This is a genomic window from Dactylosporangium maewongense (assembly GCF_039531485.1).
GTDB classification, from domain to species: Bacteria; Actinomycetota; Actinomycetes; order Mycobacteriales; family Micromonosporaceae; genus Dactylosporangium; species Dactylosporangium maewongense.
In genome coordinates this window covers 56577-79416 of record NZ_BAAAQD010000013.1, presented here as the reverse complement: position 1 = coordinate 79416, position 22840 = coordinate 56577, and the positions used below count along the sequence as shown (strand labels likewise).

Annotated in this window: 17 protein-coding genes; 5 read left to right on the top strand and 12 right to left on the bottom strand. The window is 73.2% G+C overall.

Going from position 1 to position 22840, the window contains the following annotated elements; translation table 11 throughout:
* Positions 1-212 precede the first annotated feature (212 nt).
* Complete coding sequence (locus tag ABD332_RS30515) at positions 213-692, top strand: ArsI/CadI family heavy metal resistance metalloenzyme (protein WP_344505784.1); 480 nt, start codon at positions 213-215, stop codon at positions 690-692.
* 42 nt (positions 693-734) lie between these two features.
* Here the strand turns inward: ABD332_RS30515 and ABD332_RS30510 are convergent, their stop codons facing one another.
* From ABD332_RS30510 to ABD332_RS30495, 4 genes are all read right to left on the bottom strand, one after another.
* The gene (locus tag ABD332_RS30510) at positions 735-3347 is read right to left on the bottom strand and encodes a cation-translocating P-type ATPase (RefSeq protein ID WP_344505783.1); all 2613 of its coding nucleotides are present in this window, start codon (positions 3345-3347) and stop codon (positions 735-737) included.
* A gap of 84 nt (positions 3348-3431) precedes the next feature.
* Positions 3432-4283 carry a universal stress protein gene (locus tag ABD332_RS30505; protein WP_344505782.1) on the bottom strand — a complete coding sequence of 284 codons (852 nt, stop codon included), beginning with the start codon at positions 4281-4283 and terminating at the stop codon, positions 3432-3434.
* A gap of 10 nt (positions 4284-4293) precedes the next feature.
* Positions 4294-6957 carry a pyruvate, phosphate dikinase gene (ppdK, locus tag ABD332_RS30500; RefSeq protein WP_344505781.1) on the bottom strand — a complete coding sequence of 888 codons (2664 nt, stop codon included), beginning with the start codon at positions 6955-6957 and terminating at the stop codon, positions 4294-4296.
* Entirely contained in the window at positions 6938-7384 is a 447-nt protein-coding gene (locus ABD332_RS30495) for a CBS domain-containing protein (RefSeq protein ID WP_344505780.1), read from the bottom strand. The genes ppdK and ABD332_RS30495 overlap by 20 nt, the downstream gene beginning before the upstream one ends.
* Before the next feature lie 187 nt (positions 7385-7571).
* Here ABD332_RS30495 and ABD332_RS30490 point away from each other — a divergent pair, with 187 nt between their 5' ends.
* Positions 7572-8267, top strand: a complete 696-nt coding sequence (locus ABD332_RS30490) for a CBS domain-containing protein (RefSeq protein WP_344505779.1) — start codon at positions 7572-7574, stop codon at positions 8265-8267.
* A gap of 55 nt (positions 8268-8322) precedes the next feature.
* Here the strand turns inward: ABD332_RS30490 and ABD332_RS30485 are convergent, their stop codons facing one another.
* The 6 genes from ABD332_RS30485 to ABD332_RS30460 all read right to left on the bottom strand — a co-directional run bounded on the left by ABD332_RS30485 (position 8323) and on the right by ABD332_RS30460 (position 14169).
* Positions 8323-9864 carry a S8 family serine peptidase gene (locus ABD332_RS30485; protein ID WP_344505778.1) on the bottom strand — a complete coding sequence of 514 codons (1542 nt, stop codon included), beginning with the start codon at positions 9862-9864 and terminating at the stop codon, positions 8323-8325.
* Positions 9865-10050: 186 nt separating this feature from the next.
* Positions 10051-11664: an RICIN domain-containing protein gene (locus tag ABD332_RS30480; protein ID WP_344505777.1), complete on the bottom strand. Its 1614-nt coding sequence runs from the start codon at positions 11662-11664 to the stop codon at positions 10051-10053.
* Positions 11665-11823: 159 nt separating this feature from the next.
* Positions 11824-12441: a CBS domain-containing protein gene (locus ABD332_RS30475; protein ID WP_344505776.1), complete on the bottom strand. Its 618-nt coding sequence runs from the start codon at positions 12439-12441 to the stop codon at positions 11824-11826.
* 61 nt (positions 12442-12502) lie between these two features.
* Complete coding sequence (locus ABD332_RS30470; RefSeq protein WP_344505775.1) at positions 12503-12772, bottom strand: hypothetical protein; 270 nt, start codon at positions 12770-12772, stop codon at positions 12503-12505.
* A gap of 30 nt (positions 12773-12802) precedes the next feature.
* Positions 12803-13420, bottom strand: a complete 618-nt coding sequence (locus ABD332_RS30465) for a vitamin K epoxide reductase family protein (RefSeq protein ID WP_344505774.1) — start codon at positions 13418-13420, stop codon at positions 12803-12805.
* On the bottom strand, positions 13417-14169 hold the full coding sequence (locus ABD332_RS30460; protein WP_344505773.1) for a DsbA family protein: 753 nt from the start codon (positions 14167-14169) through the stop codon (positions 13417-13419). Before ABD332_RS30460 ends, ABD332_RS30465 begins: the two co-directional genes overlap by 4 nt.
* A 233-nt stretch (positions 14170-14402) precedes the next feature.
* On the opposite strand from ABD332_RS30460, the gene pflB reads away from it, so the two are divergent.
* Both pflB and pflA read left to right on the top strand, forming a co-directional pair.
* The gene (pflB, locus tag ABD332_RS30455; RefSeq protein WP_344505772.1) at positions 14403-16667 is read left to right on the top strand and encodes a formate C-acetyltransferase; all 2265 of its coding nucleotides are present in this window, start codon (positions 14403-14405) and stop codon (positions 16665-16667) included.
* 5 nt (positions 16668-16672) lie between these two features.
* On the top strand, positions 16673-17458 hold the full coding sequence (gene pflA / locus ABD332_RS30450; RefSeq protein WP_425552314.1) for a pyruvate formate-lyase-activating protein: 786 nt from the start codon (positions 16673-16675) through the stop codon (positions 17456-17458).
* Positions 17459-17484: 26 nt separating this feature from the next.
* Here pflA and ABD332_RS30445 read toward each other — a convergent pair whose 3' ends face one another.
* Positions 17485-19449 (bottom strand): SGNH/GDSL hydrolase family protein, encoded by a 1965-nt coding sequence (locus ABD332_RS30445; RefSeq protein ID WP_344505770.1) that lies wholly within the window; start codon positions 19447-19449, stop codon positions 17485-17487.
* A gap of 161 nt (positions 19450-19610) precedes the next feature.
* Positions 19611-20540 carry a TIGR01777 family oxidoreductase gene (locus ABD332_RS30440; protein ID WP_344505769.1) on the bottom strand — a complete coding sequence of 310 codons (930 nt, stop codon included), beginning with the start codon at positions 20538-20540 and terminating at the stop codon, positions 19611-19613.
* Between the two features lie 137 nt (positions 20541-20677).
* Here ABD332_RS30440 and ABD332_RS30435 point away from each other — a divergent pair, with 137 nt between their 5' ends.
* Positions 20678-22807 (top strand): glycoside hydrolase family 183 protein, encoded by a 2130-nt coding sequence (locus ABD332_RS30435; RefSeq protein WP_344505768.1) that lies wholly within the window; start codon positions 20678-20680, stop codon positions 22805-22807.
* Positions 22808-22840 lie beyond the last annotated feature (33 nt).

Below are 22840 nucleotides of genomic sequence, written 5' to 3'. Positions count from 1 at the left end.
GGGGCCGCTCACGGCCCAAACGTCAACGCGTGCTCGAACGACCGGGCATCTCAACTCCTGGAAGGATCAGTCGGCAAGCAGACGGTAACCATCGACGGCCCGGCGCGCAACGCGATACGAACGCCCAGGACTGGTGTGGCGGTCGCCATCGCGGCGGCGCGGTGGGGCATGCTGCTTGGAGGTAGGCCTGAGCAACCGTGTGGAGGTGTGCGATGTCCCGTGTCCAGCTCGCGCTCCGGGTCCCGGACCTGGAAGCGTCAGTGGCGTTCTACTCGAAGTTGTTCGGCACCGAACCGGCCAAGCGCCGCCCCGGCTATGCGAACTTCGCGATCGCGGAACCCCCGTTGAAGCTCGTCCTGCTGGAAGGCGAACCCGGCCGGCCGACCGCACTGGATCACCTCGGCGTCGAGGTCGAGACCACCGAGGCCGTCGACGCCGCGACCGGCCGGCTGACCGGGGCGGGACTCATCACCCTGGCCGAGGGCGACACCGAGTGCTGCTACGCGTTGCAGGACAAGGTCTGGGTGCGGGGCCCGGGCGACGAGCCATGGGAGGTGTACGTGGTCAAGGGAGACTCCGACGTCGGGGACAAGCCCATCGTCGTGGAGACCTGCTGCACCGGCACCCAGCCGTCCGACAGCGCGCCCGCCGTCGTGCCGTCGCCTGTTGTGGCGCCTGCCGGACCGGCGTAGCAGGCGGCCCGGCATAGCAGGCGGTCCGGCCGGACACAGCGGTTATCCGGTCGGAGCGGCCCGCCGGACGTGGTGGCCGAGAAGGAAGGTCACCAGGCCCGGGACGGCGGCCGCCGCAGCGCAGGCCAGCGTCTGGGTCAGGGTCAGCGGCGTCGTGCCGAGCAGGGACTGCAGCGGCGGGAGCCAGACGGCGGCGAGCTGCAGGACGAGGGACAGGCCGACGGCGGCGTCCAGGCTCCAGTTGCGCTGCCCGCCGCCACGGGCCCGCAGGGCGAGGGCGACGCCGAGCTGGGCGAGGCCGAGCACCAGGAACAGCACGCTCTGCCACGGACCGCCGGCGTGCCGCGTCCACAGCGCCGCGGCCAGGACCGTGGCCGTGATCAGCGCGCTCGTGACGGCGATCGGCGCGGCCAGCCCACCGAGGATCGCCTGGTCCGGGCGGCGCGGCCGCCGCCGCATCAGGTCGGGTACGGCAGGCTCGCCGCCCAGCGCGACACCCGGCAGCCCGTGCGTGATCATGTTGATCCACAGGATCTGCGCCGGCAGCAACGGCACGGGCATGCCCAGCCACGGCCCGGCGAGCATGACGAGCACCTCGGCGGCACCGCCGGACAGCGCGTACACGAGGAAGCGGCGGATGTTGGCGTAGATGCGCCGCCCCTCACGCACCGCCGTGGCGACGGTGGCGAGGTTGTCGTCAGCGAGGACGAGGTCCGCGGCCTGGCGCGCGGCCTCGGTGCCGCCACGGCCCATCGCGACCCCGATGTCGGCCCGCCGCAGAGCCGGCGCGTCGTTCACGCCGTCGCCGGTCATGGCCACGACGGCACCACGGCGCTGGAGCCCCTCGATGATGGTCAGCTTCTGCTCGGGACTGGTCCGCGCATACACGACGGGCACCGCACCGCCCGCCCCGTTCTGCGGCGCATCGATGCCCAGGCTGTGGGGAGGCGCGGCGCCGTCCGGGCCGTGGGGTGGCGTGGCGTGGCTGGTCGGGTCGGTGCCGAGCGCGACCCTTGCGCCGGGGGTGGCGAGGCCGACCCGCTCGGCGATCGCAGCAGCAGTCGCCGGGTGGTCCCCGGTGATGAGGATGACCTCGATGCCCGCGTCCCGCAACGCGGCCACGGCCGCCGGCGCCGCCTTCCGCACCGGGTCGATGAGGGCGACCAGCCCGAGCGGCCGCAGGTCCCGTTCGGCGTCCTCAGGCGTCGGTATGGAGTCCCGGTGCGCACCCGAGACGGCGAGCACCCGATAGCCCTCAGCGGCAAGCGCACGGTAGCCCTCGATGGCAAGGGCCTGGTAGCCGTCGGTGGCGAATGCCTGGTGGTCGTCGGTGGTGGAGACCGGCGGTGTGGTGGTGAGCAGCACGTCGGGCGCGCCCTTGGACACGACCAGGTATCCGCCGGCAGGGTCGGTGTGGACGGTGGTCATGCGGCGGCGCACGGCATCGAACGGGACCTCGGCCACGCGGGGGAACTCCTGCCGCACCGCCAGGTCGATGCCGCACCGTCCGGCGGCGGCGAGCAGGGCGGCCTCCATCGGGTCGCCGACCGGCGCCCATGCAGGCCGGGCGTGGTCGAGGTCAGCGTCGTTGCACAGCACGAGCGCCCGGGCGAGCTCGAGCCCGGCGGCGCCCGGCTCGGGTGTCGCGGTCCCGGAAGGGGCGTAGCCGGTGCCGGTCAGAGTGATCTCGCCGCCGTCGGGCAGCAGGAGCCGCTCGACGCTCATCAGCCCTTCGGTGAGCGTGCCGGTCTTGTCGGTGGCGAGGACGGTGACGGAGCCCAGGGTCTCCACGGCGGGCAGCCGGCGCACGATCGCCGACCGCCGTGCCATCCGGTGCGCGCCGAGGGCCAGGGCCAGGGTCACGACCGCCGGCAGCGACTCGGGCACTGCGGCGACGGTGAGGCTCACCGCGGCCAGCAGCATCTCGGCGACCGGCTGGCCGCGCAGCACGCCGACCAGGAACACCACCCCGGACAGCGCGACCGCGGTCAGGGCGAGGACCTTGCCGAGCCCGACGAGCCGGCGCTGCAGCGGCGTCTGCCGCCGTGGCTGCCCGGCGACCAGGGCGGCGATGCGGCCCAGCGCGCTGTGCTCGCCGGTGCGCACGACGACACCGGTGGCGCGCCCGGTGGCGGTGACGGTGCCCGCGGACAGTTCGTCACCGGCGGACCGGGCCACCGTCATCGACTCGCCGGTGAGCGCCGACTCGTCCAGGGCCAGCCGGACCGCCTCGACGACCCGCAGGTCGGCGGGGACGATGTCGCCGGCCTCGACCCGCACGACGTCGCCGGGCACCAGCTCGGCGGCGGGGACGGAGACGTCGGCGCCGTCGCGGCGGACCCGTGCGTGCGGGGCGGCCATGCGGCGCAGCGCCGCCACCGCCCGGTCGGCGCGCAGCTCCTGCACGACGCCGACGGTGGTGTTGAGGACGATCACCAGCGCGATGACGACCAGGTCGCTGACGTCCCGCAGGGCCGCGGTCACGACCATGGCGACCAGCAGCACGACGATCAGCGGGTCCCGCAGCTGCACGCCGATCCGCGCGACGATGGACGGTGGCGGCGCGGCCGGAAGCTCATTGCGCCCGTGCCGCTCCCGCAGCACGGTGACCTCCCTGGCGCTGAGCCCGGCCGGGTCCGTCAACGTCGTGGTCATGCCTCGACCCTCCCACCGTCCACCCCCACCGCCCAGCGGCGAAGGTCCCGCGCAGGGCGGGACCTTCGCCGTAGGACCAGCGGCTCAGGTGGCCGACGGCGCGTGCGCGATCAGCACCGGGCACTCGGCGTGCTGCATCAGCTGCTGCCCGACTGACCCCAGCAGCAGCCCGGCGAACCCGCCGTGCCCGCGGCTGCCGACCACCACCAGCTGTGCCGTGTGCGACACGCCGATGAGCACCTTGGCGGCCCGTCCGGCGGCCAGCAGCGCCTCGACCTTCACGCCGGGGTACCGCTCGCGCCACCCGGCCAGCGACGACTCCAGCGCCGCCCGCTCCGCCGCCTCGGCCGCCTCGCGCGGGACCAGCACCGGTGACGGCGGCACGAAGGCGCGGACCGCCACGAGCTCGGTGCCTCGCGCGGCGGCCGCCTCGAACGCCAGCCGCAGCGCCGTCTCCGCCGACGGCGAGCCGTCGACCCCGACCACGACCGGGCCGGTGACCGTGTCGGAGTGCCCGCGCACGACCGCGACGGGCGTGCGGGCGTGCGTGGCGACCTGCTGGCTCACCGAGCCCAGCAGCAGGTTGCTGACCCCTCCGGCGCCGCGGCTGCCGACGACCAGCAGGCCGGCGGCCTCGCCCAGGTCGAGCAGCGTCGCCGCGCCGGGCGCGTGGACGGCGACGCCGACGACGTCGAGCCCGTCGTGGCGGTCGCGGACACGGGCGACGGCCTCGGCGACGAGCTGCTCGCCGGCCCGCTCCGCCGCCTCGATCAGCTCGGCCGTGACGTCGTAGTACACGCCGGGCCACACGACCTGGTAGCCGTGCACGATCCGCAGCTGGGCCCGCGCCCGCGCGGCCTCGGCGGCGGCCCAGTCGACCGCCTTGCGTGCCTCGTCGGATCCGTCGTACCCGACGACGACTCGTTGGATGTTCATCTCAGCTCCCTTACCGTGAGTCGGAACCGGTCGCGACGACCGCGCAGCGGCCCGCCTCGAGCCGGGCGACCGGCACCCGGAAGGGCGAGCAGGAGACGTAGTCGAGCCCGGCGTCGTGGAAGAAGTGGATGGAGGCGGGGTCGCCGCCGTGCTCGCCGCAGACCCCGATGTGCAGGTCCGGCCGGGTCCGGCGGCCCTCGTCGACGGCGATGCGGACCAGCCTGCCGACCCCGTCGCGGTCGATCGACTCGAACGGCGAGACGCCGAAGATGCCCAGCTCCAGGTAGCGGGTGAAGAACGCGCCCTCGACGTCGTCGCGGGAGAAGCCCCACCCCATCTGGGTGAGGTCGTTGGTACCGAAGGAGAAGAAGTCGGCCGCGCGGGCGATCTCGCCGGCGGTAAGTGCGGCGCGCGGCACCTCGATCATCGTGCCGACCCGGGCCTGCACGCCGAGCGCCCCCAGCAGCTGTTGCGCCTCCTCGCGGACGGCCTCCAGCTCCTGCACGGCGCCCACGAGCGGCACCATGATCTCCGGCCGGACCGTGACCCCGCGTTCGCGGCAGGCGAGCGTCGCCTCGGCCACGGCGCGGATCTGCATCGCGAACAGTCCGGGCACGACCAGGCCGAGCCGGACCCCGCGCAGGCCGAGCATCGGGTTCTCCTCGTGCATCCGGTGGACCGCGTCGAGCAGCGCCTGGTCGTGCCCGTCCGGCTCGCCGCGCGACTCCTCGAGCGCGACCCGCACGGCCAGCTCGTCCAGCGGCGGCAGGAACTCGTGCAGCGGCGGGTCGATGAGCCGGACCGTCACCGGCAGCCCGTTCATCGCCTCGAACAGCCGCTCGAAGTCGGCGCGCTGCAAGGGCAGCAGATCGGCGAGGGCCTTGTCGCGTTCGTCGTCGGTGCCGGCGAGGATGAGCCGCTCGACCAGCGGCCGCCGCTCGCCGAGGAACATGTGCTCGGTGCGGCACAGCCCGATGCCCTGGGCGCCGAACCGGCGGGCGCGGGCGGCGTCGTCGGCGGTGTCGGCGTTGGCCCGCACGCCGAGGCGCCGGACCTTGTCGGCGTGGGTGAGGATCCGGTCGACGGCCGCGACCAGCGGGTCGGCGCCGGGGGAGAGGGTGCCTTCGAAGTACCGGACGACCGGCGACTCCTGCACCGGCACGGCGCCGAGGTACACGGTGCCGGCGCTGCCGTCGATCGACACGATGTCGCCCTCGGCCACCGTCCGGCCGTCCGCTGTGAAGTGTCCATCGTGGACATCGATGCGGTCGGCGCCGCACACGCACGTCTTGCCCATGCCGCGGGCGACCACCGCCGCGTGCGAGGTCTTGCCGCCGCGGCTGGTCAGGATCCCCTGCGCGGCGATCATGCCGGGCAGGTCGTCGGGGTTGGTCTCCCGGCGCACCAGGATGACCCGCTCGCCCCGCGCGGCCAGCGCCGCCGCCCGCTTCGCGTCGAAGACCACCGCGCCGACCGCGGCGCCCGGGGACGCCGCGACCCCCCGGGCCAGCCGCTCGGGCGCCCGGGAGAGGTCGAACGCCGGGAACATCAGCTGCGCCAGCTGGGCGCCGGTCACCCGGTGCAGCGCCTCGTCGAGGTCGATGACGCCCTCGTCGACGAGCTGCGTGGCGATGACGAACGCGGCCGCCGCGGTCCGCTTGCCGACGCGCGTCTGCAGCATCCACAGCTTGCCGCGCTCGATGGTGAACTCGATGTCGCACAGGTCGCGGTAGTGCGCCTCCAGCTTCGCCATGATGACCATCAGCTCGTCGTAGGCGTGCTTGTCGACGGCGGCGAGCTGCTGCAGCGGCACGGTGTTGCGGATGCCGGCGACGACGTCCTCGCCCTGGGCGTTGGCGAGGTAGTCGCCGTAGACGCCGGTCGCGCCGGTGGCCGGGTCGCGGGTGAACGCCACGCCGGTCCCGGAGTCCGGGCCGAGGTTGCCGAAGACCATGGCGACGATGTTGACGGCGGTGCCGAGGTCCGCCGGGATGTGCTCCTGCCGGCGGTACAGCACGGCCCGCTCGCCGTTCCACGAGTCGAAGACGGCGCGGATCGACCGGTCGAGCTGCTCCCGCGCGTCCTGCGGGAAGTCGTGGCCGGTGTGCTCGCGGAAGATCTCGCGGTACCGCGTGACGAGCCCCCGCAGCGCGGCAGCGTCGAGGCCCAGGTCGTCGGTGGTGCCCGCGGCGCGTTTGGCGTCGTCGAGGGCGCGCTCGAACGCCTCGCCGGGCACCCCGCACACGGTCCTGCCGAACATCTGGATCAGCCGCCGGTAGGAGTCCCAGGCGAACCGCTCGTCGCCGCCGGTCTGCGTGGCGAGGCCGGCGACGGTCGCGTCGCTCAGCCCGACGTTCAGGATGGTCTCCATCATGCCCGGCATCGAGAACTTCGCGCCGGAGCGCACCGACACCAGCAGCGGATCGTCCGGGTCGCCGAGCCGCCGGCCGGCCTGCCGTTCGAGCCGCTCCAGGTGCAGGCCGATCTCGTCGGCCAGGCCGAACGGCTCGTCGCCGCCGCGCAGGTACGCCCGGCAGGCGTCGGTCGTGACGGTGAAGCCGGGCGGCACGGGCAGCCCGAGGTTCGCCATCTCGGCGAGGTTGCCGCCCTTGCCGCCGAGCAGGTCCTTGAGTTCCTTGCTGCCCTCCGCGAAGTCATACACGTACTTGGTCACGGCCGGCCTCCTTCGGCACGGTGTGCGCCGCCGGCGCCGGTCGGCACTGGCGGATGGTGACGGTGCCCCGGACGCAGCCGAGGTCGTCGACGACGTACGCGACGTCCGCTCCGGCGGTGGTGAGCGTGTGCGCGGCCCGCGCCGGCGACCAGGCCTCGCCGACCACGACGGCGTCGGCCATGAGGTCGCCGGCCGCCGCGTGGCGCCTGGCGTCCCGGCGGCGCCGGTGCCGGGGTGTGCCCGCGACGCGGGGACCGTCTTCGCCGCCGAACAGGCCGCCGAACAGGTCGGGGTGGTCGGCGGTGTCGATGGCGCCGAGCAGCCGGCCGAACTCGTCGACGACTGCGATGTGCGACGCGCGGGACGCCTCGACGACGTCCACGAGGTGCTGCAGGCTGGCGCGCTCGCCGATGGTCGGCACGGTCACGGTGCACCTCCACGATATTCCGACTCGACGCTAGGCACGGTTTCCGGCCGCGGACAGGGCCGTTGGACCCGGTGGCACGGGCCGGTCGAACGGCACCCGTGGAGGTGCCGTTGTGCCCTGCCGCGGGGTGCCGGCGGGCCATACGTTCGGCTCAGCAGACAGCGACGGATTGAGCAGGAGGCAGGCCATGGGACGCTGGAACGTCGCCGACGTGATGACGATCGGCGCGATTTCCGTGCAGGAGGACACGCCGTTCAAGGAGATCGTCGACCTCCTGGAGGCGCACGAGATCAACGCGGTGCCGGTGGTCGACGCGCACGACCGGGTCGTCGGCGTCGTGTCGTCGGCCGACCTGGTGCCGAAGATCGAGTTCGCCGGCGACGACGACCACCCGCGGCTGTTCGAGGGCCGGCACACCCGCCAGGCGCGCGGCAAGGCCCACGCGACCGCCGCGGGCGAGCTGATGAACGCCCCGGCCGTCACCGTGCTCAGCACCACGTCCGTGGTCGCCGCCGCCCGCATCATGGAGACCGACGAGCTGAAGCGCCTGCCGGTCGTCGACGACCTGGGCCGCCTCATCGGCATGGTCACCCGCCGCGACCTGCTGAAGGTGTTCCTGCGCACCGACGAGGACATCCGCCGCGAGATCCTCACCGAGGCCGTCGACGACCTGGTCGGCATCGACCGGTCGCAGCTGCGGGTCGAGGTCGACGACGGCGTGGTCACCCTGCTCGGCGAGGTGGACCGCGGCTCGCTCGTCGCGCCGCTCGTCCGCCAGATCGAGCGCGTCGACGGCGTCGTCGACGTGGTCAGCCACCTGTCGTTCGACCGGGACGACACCGCCGACCAGCCGAAGCCCTACCGCGCCCCGGTCATGTTCTGACGAATGCGCGAGGACGCCCAGGCATGCAGCGCCTGGGCGTCCTCGTTGCCGGGGTTCAGTCCCAGCTGGCGGTGGACCAGTCCTCGCTGGACCAGTAGTGGCCGCTCCACGTGCCGCTGGACCAGTAGTGCCCGGACCAGTAGTGGCCCGACCAGCCCGGGTCGGACCAGGTGCTGGCGGCGCCCCACGGCGTGCCGGACCAGGCGGCGACGGCCCACGTCTTCGACGCCCAGGACGTCCCGGTCCAGCCGCTGCCGGTCACCTGGTGGCCCATCCACTGCCCGCCCGACCACGAGCTCTGCGACGCGCTGCGCGACGCCCAGGCGCCGGTGCTGAGGGTGCCCCAGATGGTGGCCTCACCGGTGAGGGCGACGTTGTCGCGGACGACGTGGCTGCCGCCGCGGGCGTCCTCGATCGGGCCGGACCCGTTGGACCAGGTGAAGTTCTGCTTCACGTTCGGCGTCGGCGCGGCCAGGGCCTTGCCGAGGTTGAGCTCGCGGTATCCGAGCCCGGCCGCGTTGCCGCTGGTCAGGACGTCGCCGTTGGCCATCAGCAGGTACTTGACCTGGTCCGGCGTGAGCGACGGGCGGGCCTGCAGCAGCAGCGCGACGGCGGAGCTGGTGACCGCGGTCGCCTGGGAGGTGCCGCTGCCGCGGAACAGGGTCGTCCCGACCCGGGCGGAGGTGTAGGACACGTCGATGTTGGAGCCGGGGTCGGCGAGCGACAGGATCGACTGGCCGGGTGCCAGCAGGTCGGTGCGGCGGTTGGACGGGCCGTTGTACGTCAGGCTGGTGAACGCCGAGATGGTGTCGTCCGATGTGGACAGTGTGCCGCGGGTGTCGGCCGAGCCGACGTTGAGGATGAACTGGTCGGTGGCCGGGTCGGTCATCTGCTTGCCGTCGTTGCCGACGGCGGCGATGACGACGATGCCGGCCTTCCAGGCCTGCTCCGCGGCGAAGGCCACCGGGTCGGTCCAGTAGTTCGGCGTGCCGCCGGTGCCGTAGGACAGGTTGATGACCCGGATCGGGTTGGCGGGGTCGTCGTTGCGGTGCGCCACCACCCAGTCGATCGCGGCGATCATCTGCGACGCGTCCACGGCGCCGTTGGACGTGCCGACCTTGGCAGAGGTGAGTTTCACCTTGGGGGCCAGGCCGACGGTGCCGGTCGTGCTGTCGTTGGCGACGATGATGCCGGCCATGTGCGTGCCGTGCCCGTACGTGTCGAGGTAGCGCAGGTTCGACGACTGCGACTCGAACGACAGGTCCGGCCCGTTGATGATCTGCGCGGCGGGCATCCCGGGCACCGGCGCGATGCCGGTGTCGATCAGCGCGACGCCGACCCCGGCGCCGGTGAGGCCGGCGGCCGTGCCGGTGGCCGCGCCGATGGTCTTGCGCACGTCGGCCAGCGAGAGGCCCGCGCCCGAGGCGGCGGTGCCCATCCAGATGTTCGACGCCCAGGCGTCCGATGCCCGGTGCGCCGCCGACGCGATCGACTGGGTGCCGCCGGCCGTGCCGCCGATGACCACCGGCAGCAGCGCCGCCGCCGCGGCCGCCGCCCGCAGCAGCTCCTGCCTGCCCCGCCTGCGTGTGTTGCGCACCTTGCACTCCTTCCGGCTGCCCGTGATCGACGGGCCCGCCCCATCATTCGGGCCGGAGCCGCCGGACGGCAGGGCCCGGACCGGGAGCGCCACCGAACCGCACCCGGCGCCTGTCAGCCGCCCGCCGGACGTATCGGCCGGTCGGCCGCGGCGGCGACCGATGACCCGGCAGGCGCCGGGCGGGGTTCAGCAGCGGGTGATCGTCGAGTTGTTCAGCGTCACGTTGGAGATCGTGAGCCGGTCCGTGCACGGGTTCTCGACGATCCGGTTGTTCGTCAGCGTGAAGTTGCGCAGCGTGATGTCGGTGTTGCCGGGGAACTCGGTCCGCTCGGCCAGCCGGACCTCGCCGCCGCCGCTGATCGTGCCGCCGTTCGTGGCGACGGTGACGTTGTAGCAGTTCTCGATCAGGACGGCGTTGTTGCCGGTGTCGGCGATGTCGACCCGGTCGACGACGGCGCCGCCGCTCTCCGAGACGCAGAAGATGCCCCGGCCGCCGCCGCGCGCACGGACCGTCCCGACGCGGATGTTCGTGGTGTACGAACTGCCGATGCGCCCGTTGCGGTTGGCCATCCGGAACGCCGCGTACCCGGTGCCCGTCCCGGCGTTCTCCGCGTCGACGGTGCCGACCGTCGCGTTGACGGTCTGGTTGAGCAGCAGGCCTGACTCGCCGACGTTGCGCGCGGTCACCGTGCCGATGGTGATGCCGTCGACGCCGTACGTCTCGACCGCGTGCGAGCTCGCGCCCGACACGTACACCGTGCCGATCCGGACGTTGCGGGTCCACTGGCTGGTGTCGCCGCGGTTGTCGATGCGCACGCCGAGGCCGCCGGACAGCCGCATGTCGATCTGCCCGAGCACGACGTTCGTGACGTTGCGCATGAAGATGCCGTACAGCGGGGCGCCGGTCAGCGTGAGGTGCTGCACCTCGACGTCGGTGGTGCCGCGCGAGTAGATCGGCGCCTGGTCGCCTGAGCCCGTGCCGGTGACGTTGATCGTGCCGCAGACGTCGATCGTGGTGTAGCTGGGCAGCGAGATGCGGGCGCCGGCGCTGATCGTGCCGGAGCCGCGCACGACGACGCGCTGCTTCGAGGTCCGCCCGGCCGTCAGGCTGTTGACGGCGGCCTGCACGGCCGCGCGCATGTCGGTGCCCGTGTATGCGGTGGTGCCGCCGTTGCGCGCCGTCCACGTGCCGCCGTTGAGCACCGCCTCGGCGTTGAAGGAGCCGGTGCCGCACCCGCCGGACGGCGGCGACGTCGTCGGCGTGCCACTGCCGACGCGGGCGAGGGTCCACTGCTGGTTGGCGCCGTCGGTGTCGGTGTACTGCGAGATGCGGGCCCCGTCGGCGGTCGACCACTCCCAGACGTCGAGGGCCTTGCCGCTGTGCCGGCTGAGCAGCCGCACGTAGCCGCCGGCGGAGTCCTTCAGCGTGAACTGCTGCCGGTTGTTCCCGGCGGCGGCGGTCTGCTGGTACAGGCCGGCGCCGTCGCTCGCGTTGGCGAGCTCGAGGACCTTGCCGCTGTGCCGCGACCTGATCTGGTAGTAGCCGTTGTCGGTGGGCACGAACTGCCACTGCTGGACGGCGAGGTCGTTGCGGGTGAACTGGTTGACCGGGGCGCCGTCGGCGGTTGACCACTCCCACAGGTCCATAGCCTTGCCGCTGTTGCGGTTGACGATCACGTACCAGGCGGACGTGTCGACCGTGGCCGCCGACGCGGACGGCAGGGCGACGACGACGCCCACGCCCAGCAGCGTGGTCACCGCCGTCCCGATGAGCACACTGATGCGCCAGCGACGCTTCATGACGCGACTCCTCACGGGGAAAGGGCTTTCCCAAGGGTGTCGGCGAAGCTATCGGAGTACATCAATGAAGTCAAACGCCGCTGTAACTTTCAGCGACCGCGATCGTCCGGACCCGGACGACCTTGCCGTCCGGCAGGCAGTCCGCCGTCCGGTCGGCGGTCATCCACGGGGCTGCGGGGCGGCCGGCACGCTGATGTGGTCGACCACGGAGACCACGCCGTCGAGCCCGCCGGCGATCCTGGCCGCGACCATGGCGTCCCGCCGCCGCGCGGCGGCGCCGCACAAGGTCACCGTGCCGTCGTGGACGTCGGCGGTGACGCCGTCGTCCCCGAGGCACAGCCCGTGGATGAGCAGCTCGTCCATGAGCTCCCGTTCGATCGCCTCGTCGGAGCGCAGCGCACCGCGCAGCAGGTCCCGGCGGGTCACGATCCCGACGAGGGTGCCGGTGTCGTCGTCGAGCACCGGCAGCCGCTTCACCCGGTGCCGCTCCATCAGCCCGGCGGCGGCGCTCACCCGCGACCCGGCGGTCACCGTGACCGGCGGCGTGGACATCATCGTGCCGGCGGTGCCCGCCGGCGCGTCGCCGGCGCCCGGGCGCAGCAGGGGCAGCAGATCCGCCTCGGAGATCACCCCGATCACCCGGTCGTCGTCACGGACGACCGGCACGCCGCTCACCCCGAACTCGGTGATGACGTCGGCGACGTGCCGATCGGTGCAGTCGGCCGTCACGACCACCACCGACGGGTTCATCACGTCACGGACACATAGGTCTTTCATGGCCCTACCCCCTTCACGGTCCACGCTGCTCCGTGGCCGTTGCGGCCGCACGGGCCGAAGGTCACCTGGTCGCCGGGCCGTCGTCCTGACGGGGCGGTCCGGGGACGGTGAGTGGATGGGCGACGTCGTCCAGCGCGGCGAGGACGGCCATGGTCCGCCGGTATCCGACCTGGTCGAGGCTACCCGCGACGAGGCGCCGGGCGGCGTCGGACTCCATGCGGGCCAGGCGCGGGGCCTTCACGTCGGCCGCGCGGTAGATCGTCAGCACGGTGGCGGCGGCGGCGCCGTACGCCATCAGGACGACGGCGGTGACGATCAGCGTGTGTGTCATGGGTCGGCTCCGTCCTCGGCGGGTGCTCGGTCAGGCGACCAGTGCGCTGCCGTACTTCACGACGACCAGCAGCGCGAGGACGAGCAGCCAGATCGTGACGGCGACGGCGTCGAGGTCGGCGTCGATCGCGGCGCGCAGGGCCGGTCCGGCGCGGCGGGGGAGCGGCAGGTGGCCGTCGCGGAGGTTCACGTGCGTCAGGGTGGCGAAGACCAGCGTCGTGGACACCGTGACCAGCAGGCACCACGGGCACAGCGCGCCGATGACGTACGACGACTGGTAGAACAGCCAGTAGGCGAACCCGACGCCGAGGGTGTAGACGACCTGCGCCGCCAGCATGAACCAGCGCGGGAAGCGCACGCCGCCGAGGCTCGCGACCGCGACGGTGATGACGACGGGCTCGGCGACCAGGCCGAAGAACGCGTTCGGGAAGCCGAACAGCTGCGCCTGCCAGGACCGCCCGACGGTGCCGCAGGACAGCACGGCGTTGATGTCGCAGGTCAGGTCGGCGGCGGGGTCGGCGGCGAGGCGGACCGCGTCGACCGACAGCACGAACGACGCGACCAGGCTCAGCACGGCCGACACGAGCATCGTGCCGTAGATCCAGCCGTTGCTGTGCCGCAGCCGCCGGACCCGTTCCAGGGCGGTCATGCCGCGGCCGCGACGGCCGCGGCCAGCGGACCGGCCGTGTACAGGTCGCCCTCAAACACCTTGCCGTTGACCAGGACCGTCGGCGTGCCGGTGACGCCGCCGTGCTGGAACGCCCAGTCGGTGGACGTCGCGACCCAGCGCTCGAAGCGGCGTTCGGTGAACGACGCCGCGACGTCGGTGGGGACGCCCGCGCCGGTGGCGATCGCCGCGATCCGCTGGTCGGTCAGGCCGGGGCCGCCCTCCGCGGGCTGCTGCTCGAACAGCGCGGCGCTGAACGCGAGCACCTTCGCCGGGCTCCGGTCGGCGACGGTGGCGACGGCGTTGGCGGTGCGGGTGGAGTACCGGGTGCCCTGCGACGCCCGGTCGAGGAACGCGAGCGGGTGCAGCTCCAGGCGGATCGTGCCGGCGGCGACGAGACGCTCCAGGTCGCCGCTGTTCGCCCGCTCGAACCGCCCGCAGTACGGGCAGAGGTAGTCCAGGTAGATCGTCACCGTGACCGGACCCGTCCCGGTCACGATCGCGCCGGTGGCGGTCGCGCCGGCCGGGGCCGCCGTCGACTGCGCGGTGGGCGGTGCTGGCGCGTCGCCGCCGGCCGCGTCGACGAGGACGAACGCGATCGCGGCCAGCAGCGCGACGATGACGACCCCACCGGCGACACCCAGGTTGCGGTGCCGCCGCCGGGTGCGCCGCAGCGCCTCCGCCCGCGCCTGCCGTGCCTGCCGTGCCGGCGTGCGTGCCTGTGTCCCCATGTCGGCGGTCCCCCTGTCGGATGCGTGTACGCGCTGTCAGCCTCCGCCCGTACCGCGAGGCGGCGGATGAGGCGGAAGACCCGTACTGACCGGGACCGACGGCCCAGGACCGGCGGCCCTCGTCCACGGAGCACGGCGGGCGCGGTAACGGGCGTCCCGGAGGCGGCGGGACCAACGGCCCTGCCGTCTCCGGCCGCCGCGGACAAGGCTGGAACCGAGCCGAGGAGGAACCGATGACCACCATCAGCGCCCCCGCCGAAACCACCGCCGGGCTCGCCGCCTGGCGCGGCTTCCGTGGCGGATCGTGGCGGGACCAGGTCGACGTGGCAGGGTTCGTGCGGGCCAACGTCCGCCCGTACGAGGGCGACGAGACGTTCCTCGCCGGGCCGACGCGGCGGACCACGCACGTGTGGGGCCTGCTGACCGCGATGTTCCCGCAGGAGCGCGAGCGCGGCATCCACGACGTCGACCCGCGCACGCCCGCGTCGATCACCGCCTTCGCGCCCGGCTACATCGACCGCGAGCACGAGCTGATCGTGGGCCTGCAGACCGACGCGCCGCTGCGCAGGGCGATCATGCCCTTCGGCGGGCTGCGGATGGTGGAGAACGGGCTCAAGGCCTACGGGTACGAGCTCGACCCCCTCGTGAAGGAGATCTTCACCCGGTTCCGCAAGACGCACAACGCCGCCGTGTTCGACGCGTACACGCCGCAGATCCTCGCCGCGCGCAAGGCCGGCGTCATCACCGGCCTGCCCGACGCGTACGGGCGCGGCCGCATCATCGGCGACTACCGCCGGGTCCCGCTGTACGGCGTCGACTTCCTCATCGCCGAGAAGCGCCGCGACAAGGCGTCCCTGGACGACCGGCCGTCGACCGCCGAGGTCATCCGCGACCGCGAGGAGCTGGCCGAGCAGCTGCGCGCCCTCGATGAGCTCAAGACGATGGCCGCGAGCTACGGGTATGACATCGCCGGTCCCGCCCGCACCGGGCGGGAGGCCGTGCAGTGGCTGTACTTCGCCTACCTCGCCGCCGCGAAGGAGCAGAACGGCGCCGCGATGTCGCTCGGGCGCACCTCGACGTTCCTGGACATCTACCTCGAACGCGACCTCGACGAGCGCGTCCTCACCGAGAGCGGCGCGCAGGAGCTCGTCGACGACTTCGTCATGAAGCTGCGCATCGTCCGCTTCCTGCGCACCCCCGAGTACGACCAGCTGTTCTCGGGCGACCCGACCTGGGTCACCGAGTCGATCGGCGGGATGGGCGCCGGCGGCCGGACCCTCGTCACCCGTACGTCGCTGCGGTACCTGCAGACGCTGTACAACCTGGGACCGGCGCCCGAGCCGAACCTGACCGTCCTGTGGTCGCCGGCGCTGCCCGAGCCGTTCAAACGCTTCTGCGCGAAGGTGTCGATGGACACCAGCGCCATCCAGTACGAGAACGACGACCTGCTGCGGCGGCACAGCGACGACGACACCGCGATCGCGTGCTGCGTGTCGGCGATGCGCGTCGGCAAGGACATGCAGTTCTTCGGCGCGCGCGTCAACGTCGCCAAGGCCCTGCTGTACGCGATCAACGGCGGCCGCGACGAGATGAGCGGCGTCCAGGTGGCGCCCGCGACCGCACCGCTCACCGGCGAGGTCCTGGACTACGGCGAGGTGCTCGCGGCGTTCGACCGCACCCTCGACTGGCTCGCCCGCACGTACGTCGACGCGCTCAACATCATCCACTGCATGCACGACAAGTACGCCTACGAGCGCATCGAGATGGCGCTGCACGACTACCCGGTGCGCCGGTTCCTCGCCTGCGGCATCGCCGGGCTCTCCGTCGCCGCCGACAGCCTCGCCGCGATCCGCTACGCCCGCGTCACGCCGGTCCGCGACGCCACCGGCCTCGCCGTCGACTACACGGTGGACGGCGACTACCCGGCCTACGGCAACGGCGACGACCGCGCCGACAGCATCGCCGTGTGGCTGGTCGAGACGTTCATGGACAAGGTCCGCGCCAACCCCAGCTACCGCGACGCGATCCACACCCAGTCGGTGCTCACCATCACCTCCAACGTCGTGTACGGCAAGCACACCGGCAACACGCCGGACGGCCGCCGCGCCGGTGAGCCGTTCGCGCCCGGCGCCAACCCGATGAACGGCCGCGACACCCACGGCATGGTCGCCTCGGCCCTGTCGGTGGCGAAGCTGCCCTACGCGGCGGCCCGCGACGGCATCTCCCTCACCAGCACCGTCACCCCCGACGGCCTCGGCCGCGCCGACGCCGAACGGGTCACGAACCTGGCCCGCATCCTCGACGCCTACATGGGCGCCGGCGGGTTCCACCTCAACGTCAACGTGCTCGACCGCGCCACGCTGCTGGACGCGATGGAGCACCCAGAGCGGTACCCGCAGCTGACCGTGCGCGTGTCCGGCTACGCCGTCAACTTCGTGCGGCTCACCCCGGAGCAGCAGCGCGACGTCGTCAACCGGACCTTCCACGGATCGGCATGACCCCGATGCGTTCCTCCCAGACCCGGCCGGACGCCACCGTCCTTCCCCCCGAACGGTGGCGTCCGGTCCCGGGCCGGCTGCACTCGTGGGACGTCTCCACCGGCGTCGACGGGCCCGGCACCCGCTTCGTGGCGTTCCTCGCCGGGTGCCCGCTGCGCTGCCTGTACTGCCAGAACCCCGACACCTGGCGGATGCGCGACGGCACCGCGACCACCGCCGGCGGCGTCGTCGACCAGGTCCGCACGTTCACCGACTTCGTCCGGACCACCGGCGGCGGCATGACCGTCAGCGGCGGCGAACCGTTGCTGCAGCCCGCGTTCACCCACGCGCTCTTCACCGGCGCCCGGCAGCTCGGCCTGCACACCGCCCTCGACACGTCCGGCGCGCTCGGCGCCCGCGCCGGCGACGACCTCCTCGACGTCACCGACCTCGTCCTGCTCGACATCAAGGCGTGGGACCCGGCCCGCTACCACCGGCTCACCGGCGGGTCCATCGCCCCGACCCTGGACTTCGCGCGCCGCCTCGCCGGCCGCGGCACGCCGGTCTGGGTGCGGTACGTCCTCGTCCCCGGCCTCACCGACGACCCCGCGGACGTCGAGGGCGTCGCCGGGTTCGCCGCCGGCCTCGGCAACGTGGAACGCGTCGACGTCCTGCCGTTCCACCGCCTCGGCGCCGCCAAGTACGACCGGCTCGGCATCCCGTTCACCCTGCGGGACACCCCGCCTCCCGGCGAGGCGCTCCTGACCCGGGTCCGCGACACCTTCGCCGCCGCCGGCCTCACCGTGTACTGACGACCACCATCGAGGAGGACGACCAGTCAGCCGGTCGCGAGGGCGGCGAGCCGCGGGGCGAGCCACGGGGCGACGACGCTGCGGACACCCTCGGGGGTGAGGTGGAGGCCGTCGCTGCGGACGCGGACGTTGCCCACCTGCCAGGTGAACTTCCCGTCGGGGCAGACGACGGGGTTGAGGTCGAGCACGACCGGGTGGCCCGGGTGATCGGCGGCCGTGGCGCGCAGCAGACGATTCCACGCGTCGACGCGCTCCGGGGTGTCCTCGGGCCACAGACCGCCGTCCGGTCGTTCCTGGCGTCGCGTGTACGGGGCGGTCAGCAGCGCGACCCGGGCGCCGCGCCCGGCGGCGAGGTCGATCGCGGTCCGGAGCTGGCCGGCGAGGTATGCGTCGTAGTCCGGCTCGCCGACGTGGGTCCACCGGCCGTCGAGCCGGCGGTCCATCAGCTCCCACCGGTCCAGCAGCACGACCACCACGTCGGGTTCGGCCTTCGCCACGGAGCTGCCCCACCGGTACTGCCACGTCGCGCAGTACGGGAGGTTGGTGTGCGGGTCGCCGCCGTAGCGCAACTCCGGCAGGACCGCGATCCCGCAGCCCTGGACGCCCTGGTTGTCGAGCTCGAAGCGGGGGTCGCCGGGCCAGTACGCGCCGAGGGTCCACGACACGGAGTCGCCGATGACCATCACCCGCGGGGGACCGGCGCGCCGGCCGGGGCGGGCCGTCACCGGGCCGCCGGCGGGCGCGGAGCCCGTGCCCTGCGGGGCGGCGACCGTGGCCAGTGGGGGCGCGGCGACCGCGTTCGAGGGCGGCGGAACGGCGGGCGGCCCCGCCAGCAGGGCGAGGACCGTTGCCGCGGACGCCGTCGCCGTGGCGCCCAGCGGCAGCAGCCACCGCCGGCCGGCGGCGACCGCGCCCGGACGGCGGATCGGCTGCTCCACCAGGACGAAGCTGACCGCGGCCACGAGCAGGGTCGTGGTCACCCTGGCCGCGAAGAGCCGGACGCCGGTGAGCCCGGTGCGGTCGGCGTCGAGGACCGCGAACAGCGGCCAGTGCCACAGGTACGCGCCGTACGAGACCCGCCCGAGCAGGACCATGGCACGGCCGCTCAGCAGGCGGGCGGCCGGGGAGGACGGCGCGGCGGCGAGCTCGCCGACGACCGCGGCGGCCGCGACCGCGAACAGGGCCAGCCCGCCGTGGAACAGCCACGGGGAGTCGCCGTGCGCGGCAGCCAGGCCGGCGCAGATCACCGGTACACCGGCGGCCGCGGCGCAACGGCGGAGGGTGGTGTGCCGGGTCAGCACCGGCAGGGCCGCCGCGAGCGCACAGCCGATGAGCGGCGCGCAGGCACGGGTGTCGGTGCCGAAGTAGAGCCGGTCCGTGCCGTCGGTGCCGTCTGTGGCCGGCAGCGACGCGGCGGCGACCGCCGAGGCGGCCGCGCCGAGCAGCGCGCCGATCCCGATGACGAGCCGCCGCCGCGGCAGGCGCAGCGCCAGGATCAGCAGCAGCGGCCACAGCAGGTAGAACTGCTCCTCGATGGCGAGGGACCAGGTGTGCTGCAACGGCGACGCGGCGGCGGTCTCGGTGAAGTAGTCGCCGCCCCGGTCCGCCATCCGCCAGTTCGCCCAGTAGGTGAGCGCCGCGACGGCGTCGGTCCGCAGCGGCGCCGGGTCCTGCGCGGGCAGCAGCCACCGGGCGGTGAGCAGCACGAACGCGACCATGAGCAGCAGCGCGGGCAGCAGCCGCCGGGCCCGGCGCAGCCAGAAGCCGCCCAGCGAGATCCGGCCCGTCGTCTCGGCCTCGCGGAGCAGCAGCGAGGTGATGAGAAAGCCGGACAGGACGAAGAACAGGTCCACGCCGAGGAACCCGCCCGGCAGCAGGCCGGGCATGCCGTGCACGAGGAGGACCGCGCACAGCGCGACGGCCCGGACGCCGTCGAGTGCCGGCAGGCGGGGCGACCGCGCCGGAGCCGCCGTCGGCGCAGTCGTGGGCACGGCGGGCCCGCTGCCCGCGCCGCGGCGCTCCAAACGCCTGCGTCAGCCGGTGCGGCGAACCACCCGCACCGTCAACCGATCGGGCTTGGACGGCCGCCGGACGGCCGCCGGCCGGCCGCCGGGCTCGCCGAGACACATGGGCATGACCCGCGCGACCGTCCTCAGCGGTGCGGGGCCGGGCGCGGGCCGCCCGCCAGCAGGTCGGCGACCGCGCCCCGCAGCTCGGGGTGGGCGAACCGGAAGCCCGCCGCCTCCAGCCGCGCCGGGACGCACCGACGGCCGGTCAGCGCGAGTGCCGGGTCGGTCCGCAGCACCCGCGCCCCGAGCCGGACCAGCGTGGCCGGGGTGGGCGGTGCCGGCGGGCGGTGCAGCGCCCGCCGGAGGGTGGCCATGAGCTCCGCGTTGCGCACCGGCCGCGGTGACGTCGCGTGGACGACCCCGCTCAGCGCCGGGTCGTCGTCCAGGCACCGGCGCATGACGGCGAGCAGGTCGGCGACGTGCAGCCAGCTGATCCATTGCCGCCCGTCGCCGACCCGGCCGCCGAGCCCCCACCGCACGAGCCCCGTCAGGCGCCGCATCGCCGGCGTGCCGGGCTCCAGGACGATGCCGGTGCGCAGCACGATCCTGCGCCGCGCCGGCACGTCCGCCGCCGCCTCCTCCCAGGCCCGGGCGACGCCGGCCATCTGCGCCGGGCCGTCGGCGGCGGGCGCGGTCTCGTCGAGCACGGCCTCGCCGGCGTCGCCGTAGATGGCAAGGGTGCTCATCTGCACCCACACCGGCACCCGGGCGTCGACCTCGGCGGCGGCGCGGGCGAGCGCCCGGGTCGGCTCGACGCGGGAGCGGGTCAGCAGCGCGACGTTCGCCGCGGTCGGCGGCCGGTCCACCAGCGCGCCGCACAGGTTGACGACGGCGGCGCCGCGCAGCTCACCGGCCCACGCGCCCACGGTCGCGCCGTCCCAGCGCACCCACCGCCCCGACCCCGGCGCGGCCGGCGAGCGGCTCAGCACGACGACCTCGTGCCCGCGCGCGGTCAGGTCCCGCGACACCGCCCGCCCGAGCCCGCCGGACCCGCCCGCGACGACGACCTTCATGACTGCTCCTCCCCATTGAGCGATCGCTCAAACGGGAGTCTGACACGGTTTGAGCGATCGCTCAATGGCGGGGTTGCTGACTTCGACCGCCTTCAGTACGGTGCACGCATTCGGTTCGGCAGCCACGGGGGCTCACGTTGAACAGACGGTTCCGCATGCTCGCGCTCGTCACCTGCGCGCTGATGCTGCTCCAGATCCTGCGACCACTTCCGGCCGCCGCGGCCGTCGAGGCGTTACCCGACGACTACCAGTACGCGATCGGCTTCGCCGAGACGAAGAACACCAACGAATGGTCCTATCTGCAATGGGACGGCACCGCCTACAGCGAGATGGACTGGAAGCCGCTCGAGCACCGCTGGCGCGGCAACTGCGAGTTCTGCATCATCGCCCGCAGCGGGATGCACCCCGACGTCAACGACGCGGTGATCGGCTGGACGGCGCCGCGGGCCGGCACGGTCACGGTGCGCGGCACCATCGACAGCCGTGACTACGGCGACCCGGCCAACCACGACATCGACGGCGTCCGGGCGTTCGTGCGCCAGCGCAGCGGCAGCACGCTCACCAAGGTCTGGCCGTCCGACGCGTACCAGGAGATCCGGCCGGGCTTCATGGCCCAGCACATCTTCCAGACCACCGTCGCCGCCGGTGACCAGCTGCTGTTCCACGTGAACAAGAACGGCACCACATACAACGACTCGACCTCGTGGTTCCCGCGGATCAGCTACGGCTACACCCCCAAGTTCGCCCTGGACCAGGCCGAGCTCGTGATGGGCCCCGACGACTTCGAGCACATCGGCATCAACGACGCCCTGGACGCGAGCGTCTCGGTGGTGCCGAAGAACGGCTCCTTCGACTTCTACCACTCCTCCGGCGGCCGGCTGCAGAAGTTCCGTGGCGACCTCAGGCACCCGGCGCAGACCCCCGTCTACCACGACCAGGCCAGTGTCCGGTTCACCAACCTGAACCAGTTCGACGGCACCTGGTGGATCGAGAACATCTACCGCACGCCCGAGGGGCACCTGCTCGCGTTCTGCCACATCGAGAACGCCAACCCGGCCACGTCCGGCTGGTGGGCCGGCGGCCTCGCGTACTCCACCGACGACGGGGAACACTTCCAGATCCTCGGCAAGACCATCGCCGCGGAAGTCAAGCAGCAGACCGGCGCCAACGGCAACATCGGCGGCATGCCGTTCGTCGTCAAGGACGGCTACTTCTACGTGTACTTCACCGAGCCGGGGGTCCCGACGGTGGCCCGGGCGCCGGTCACCGAGGTCCTGGACGCCGCCCGGCGCGGCACCGTCAGCACGTGGATGAAGCTCGACCGTAACAGCGGCTTCACCTCGCCCGGCATGAACGGCGTCGGGGGCTGGGTCATGCCGGCGGGCGAGACCAACGACTACGGCACCCATGGCGACGCCGCCTACAGCACCTACCTCGGCAAGTACCTGATGGCCGGCGGCAGCGCCGGCGCAGGGCGGGGCGTCTTCCTGGCCTTCGGTGACGACCCGACGCACTTCGAGACGCCGACCTGGCTGCTCAACAGCGACGCGGTGAACAAGCCGACGCTGTCGCCCTACGAGACGATCGTGAACCTCGACGGCTCCGACAACGGCGAGGTGGGCCGGGAGTTCTACGTCTACTTCGGCTACTACTTCGTCTGGCCGCGCGACGAGCCGACCACGGACATCGCCAAGGAGTTCCGCTGGCTGTACCGGCAGAAGGTGACCCTGAACGCCGCCGGCTTCAACCGGAGCGCGGTGAGCCTCGGCACCGACTACACGGGCAAGCACGGCGAGAACGGCCTGGACTACGTGCAGCGGTTCCCAGCCCCCGGCATGCGCTACTTCATGATGAACTGGAACGACCAGGACCTGCGCTGGCACGGCGATGAGCAGTTCGCGCTCATCGACTCGGTCGGCATGCACCCGGGCAGCACCTACGACGTCGCCCGCGCCTGGCAGGCCCCACGAACCGGGACGGTGCGGGTGAGCGCCGGCGGCGGCATCTTCACCGCCGGCGGCAGCGGCGCCGACGGCGTCCGGATCACCATCAACCGGTCGACGTCGTCCTTCAAGTCGCCCGTCGTCACGGTGTGGCCCGCATGGGACAGCCCCGCCGCGATCGTCGCGCCGGGCACCACGCTGCCGTTCGCGCCGGTCGACATCCCCGTCACCAAGGGCGAGTGGCTGTACTTCAACGTCAACAGGAACGGCAACAACGGCTACGACACCACCGTGTGGGTGCCGCAGATCGCGTACCTGCCCTGATGAGCACCTGCACCCGGGTCGAGCAGCCGGGCG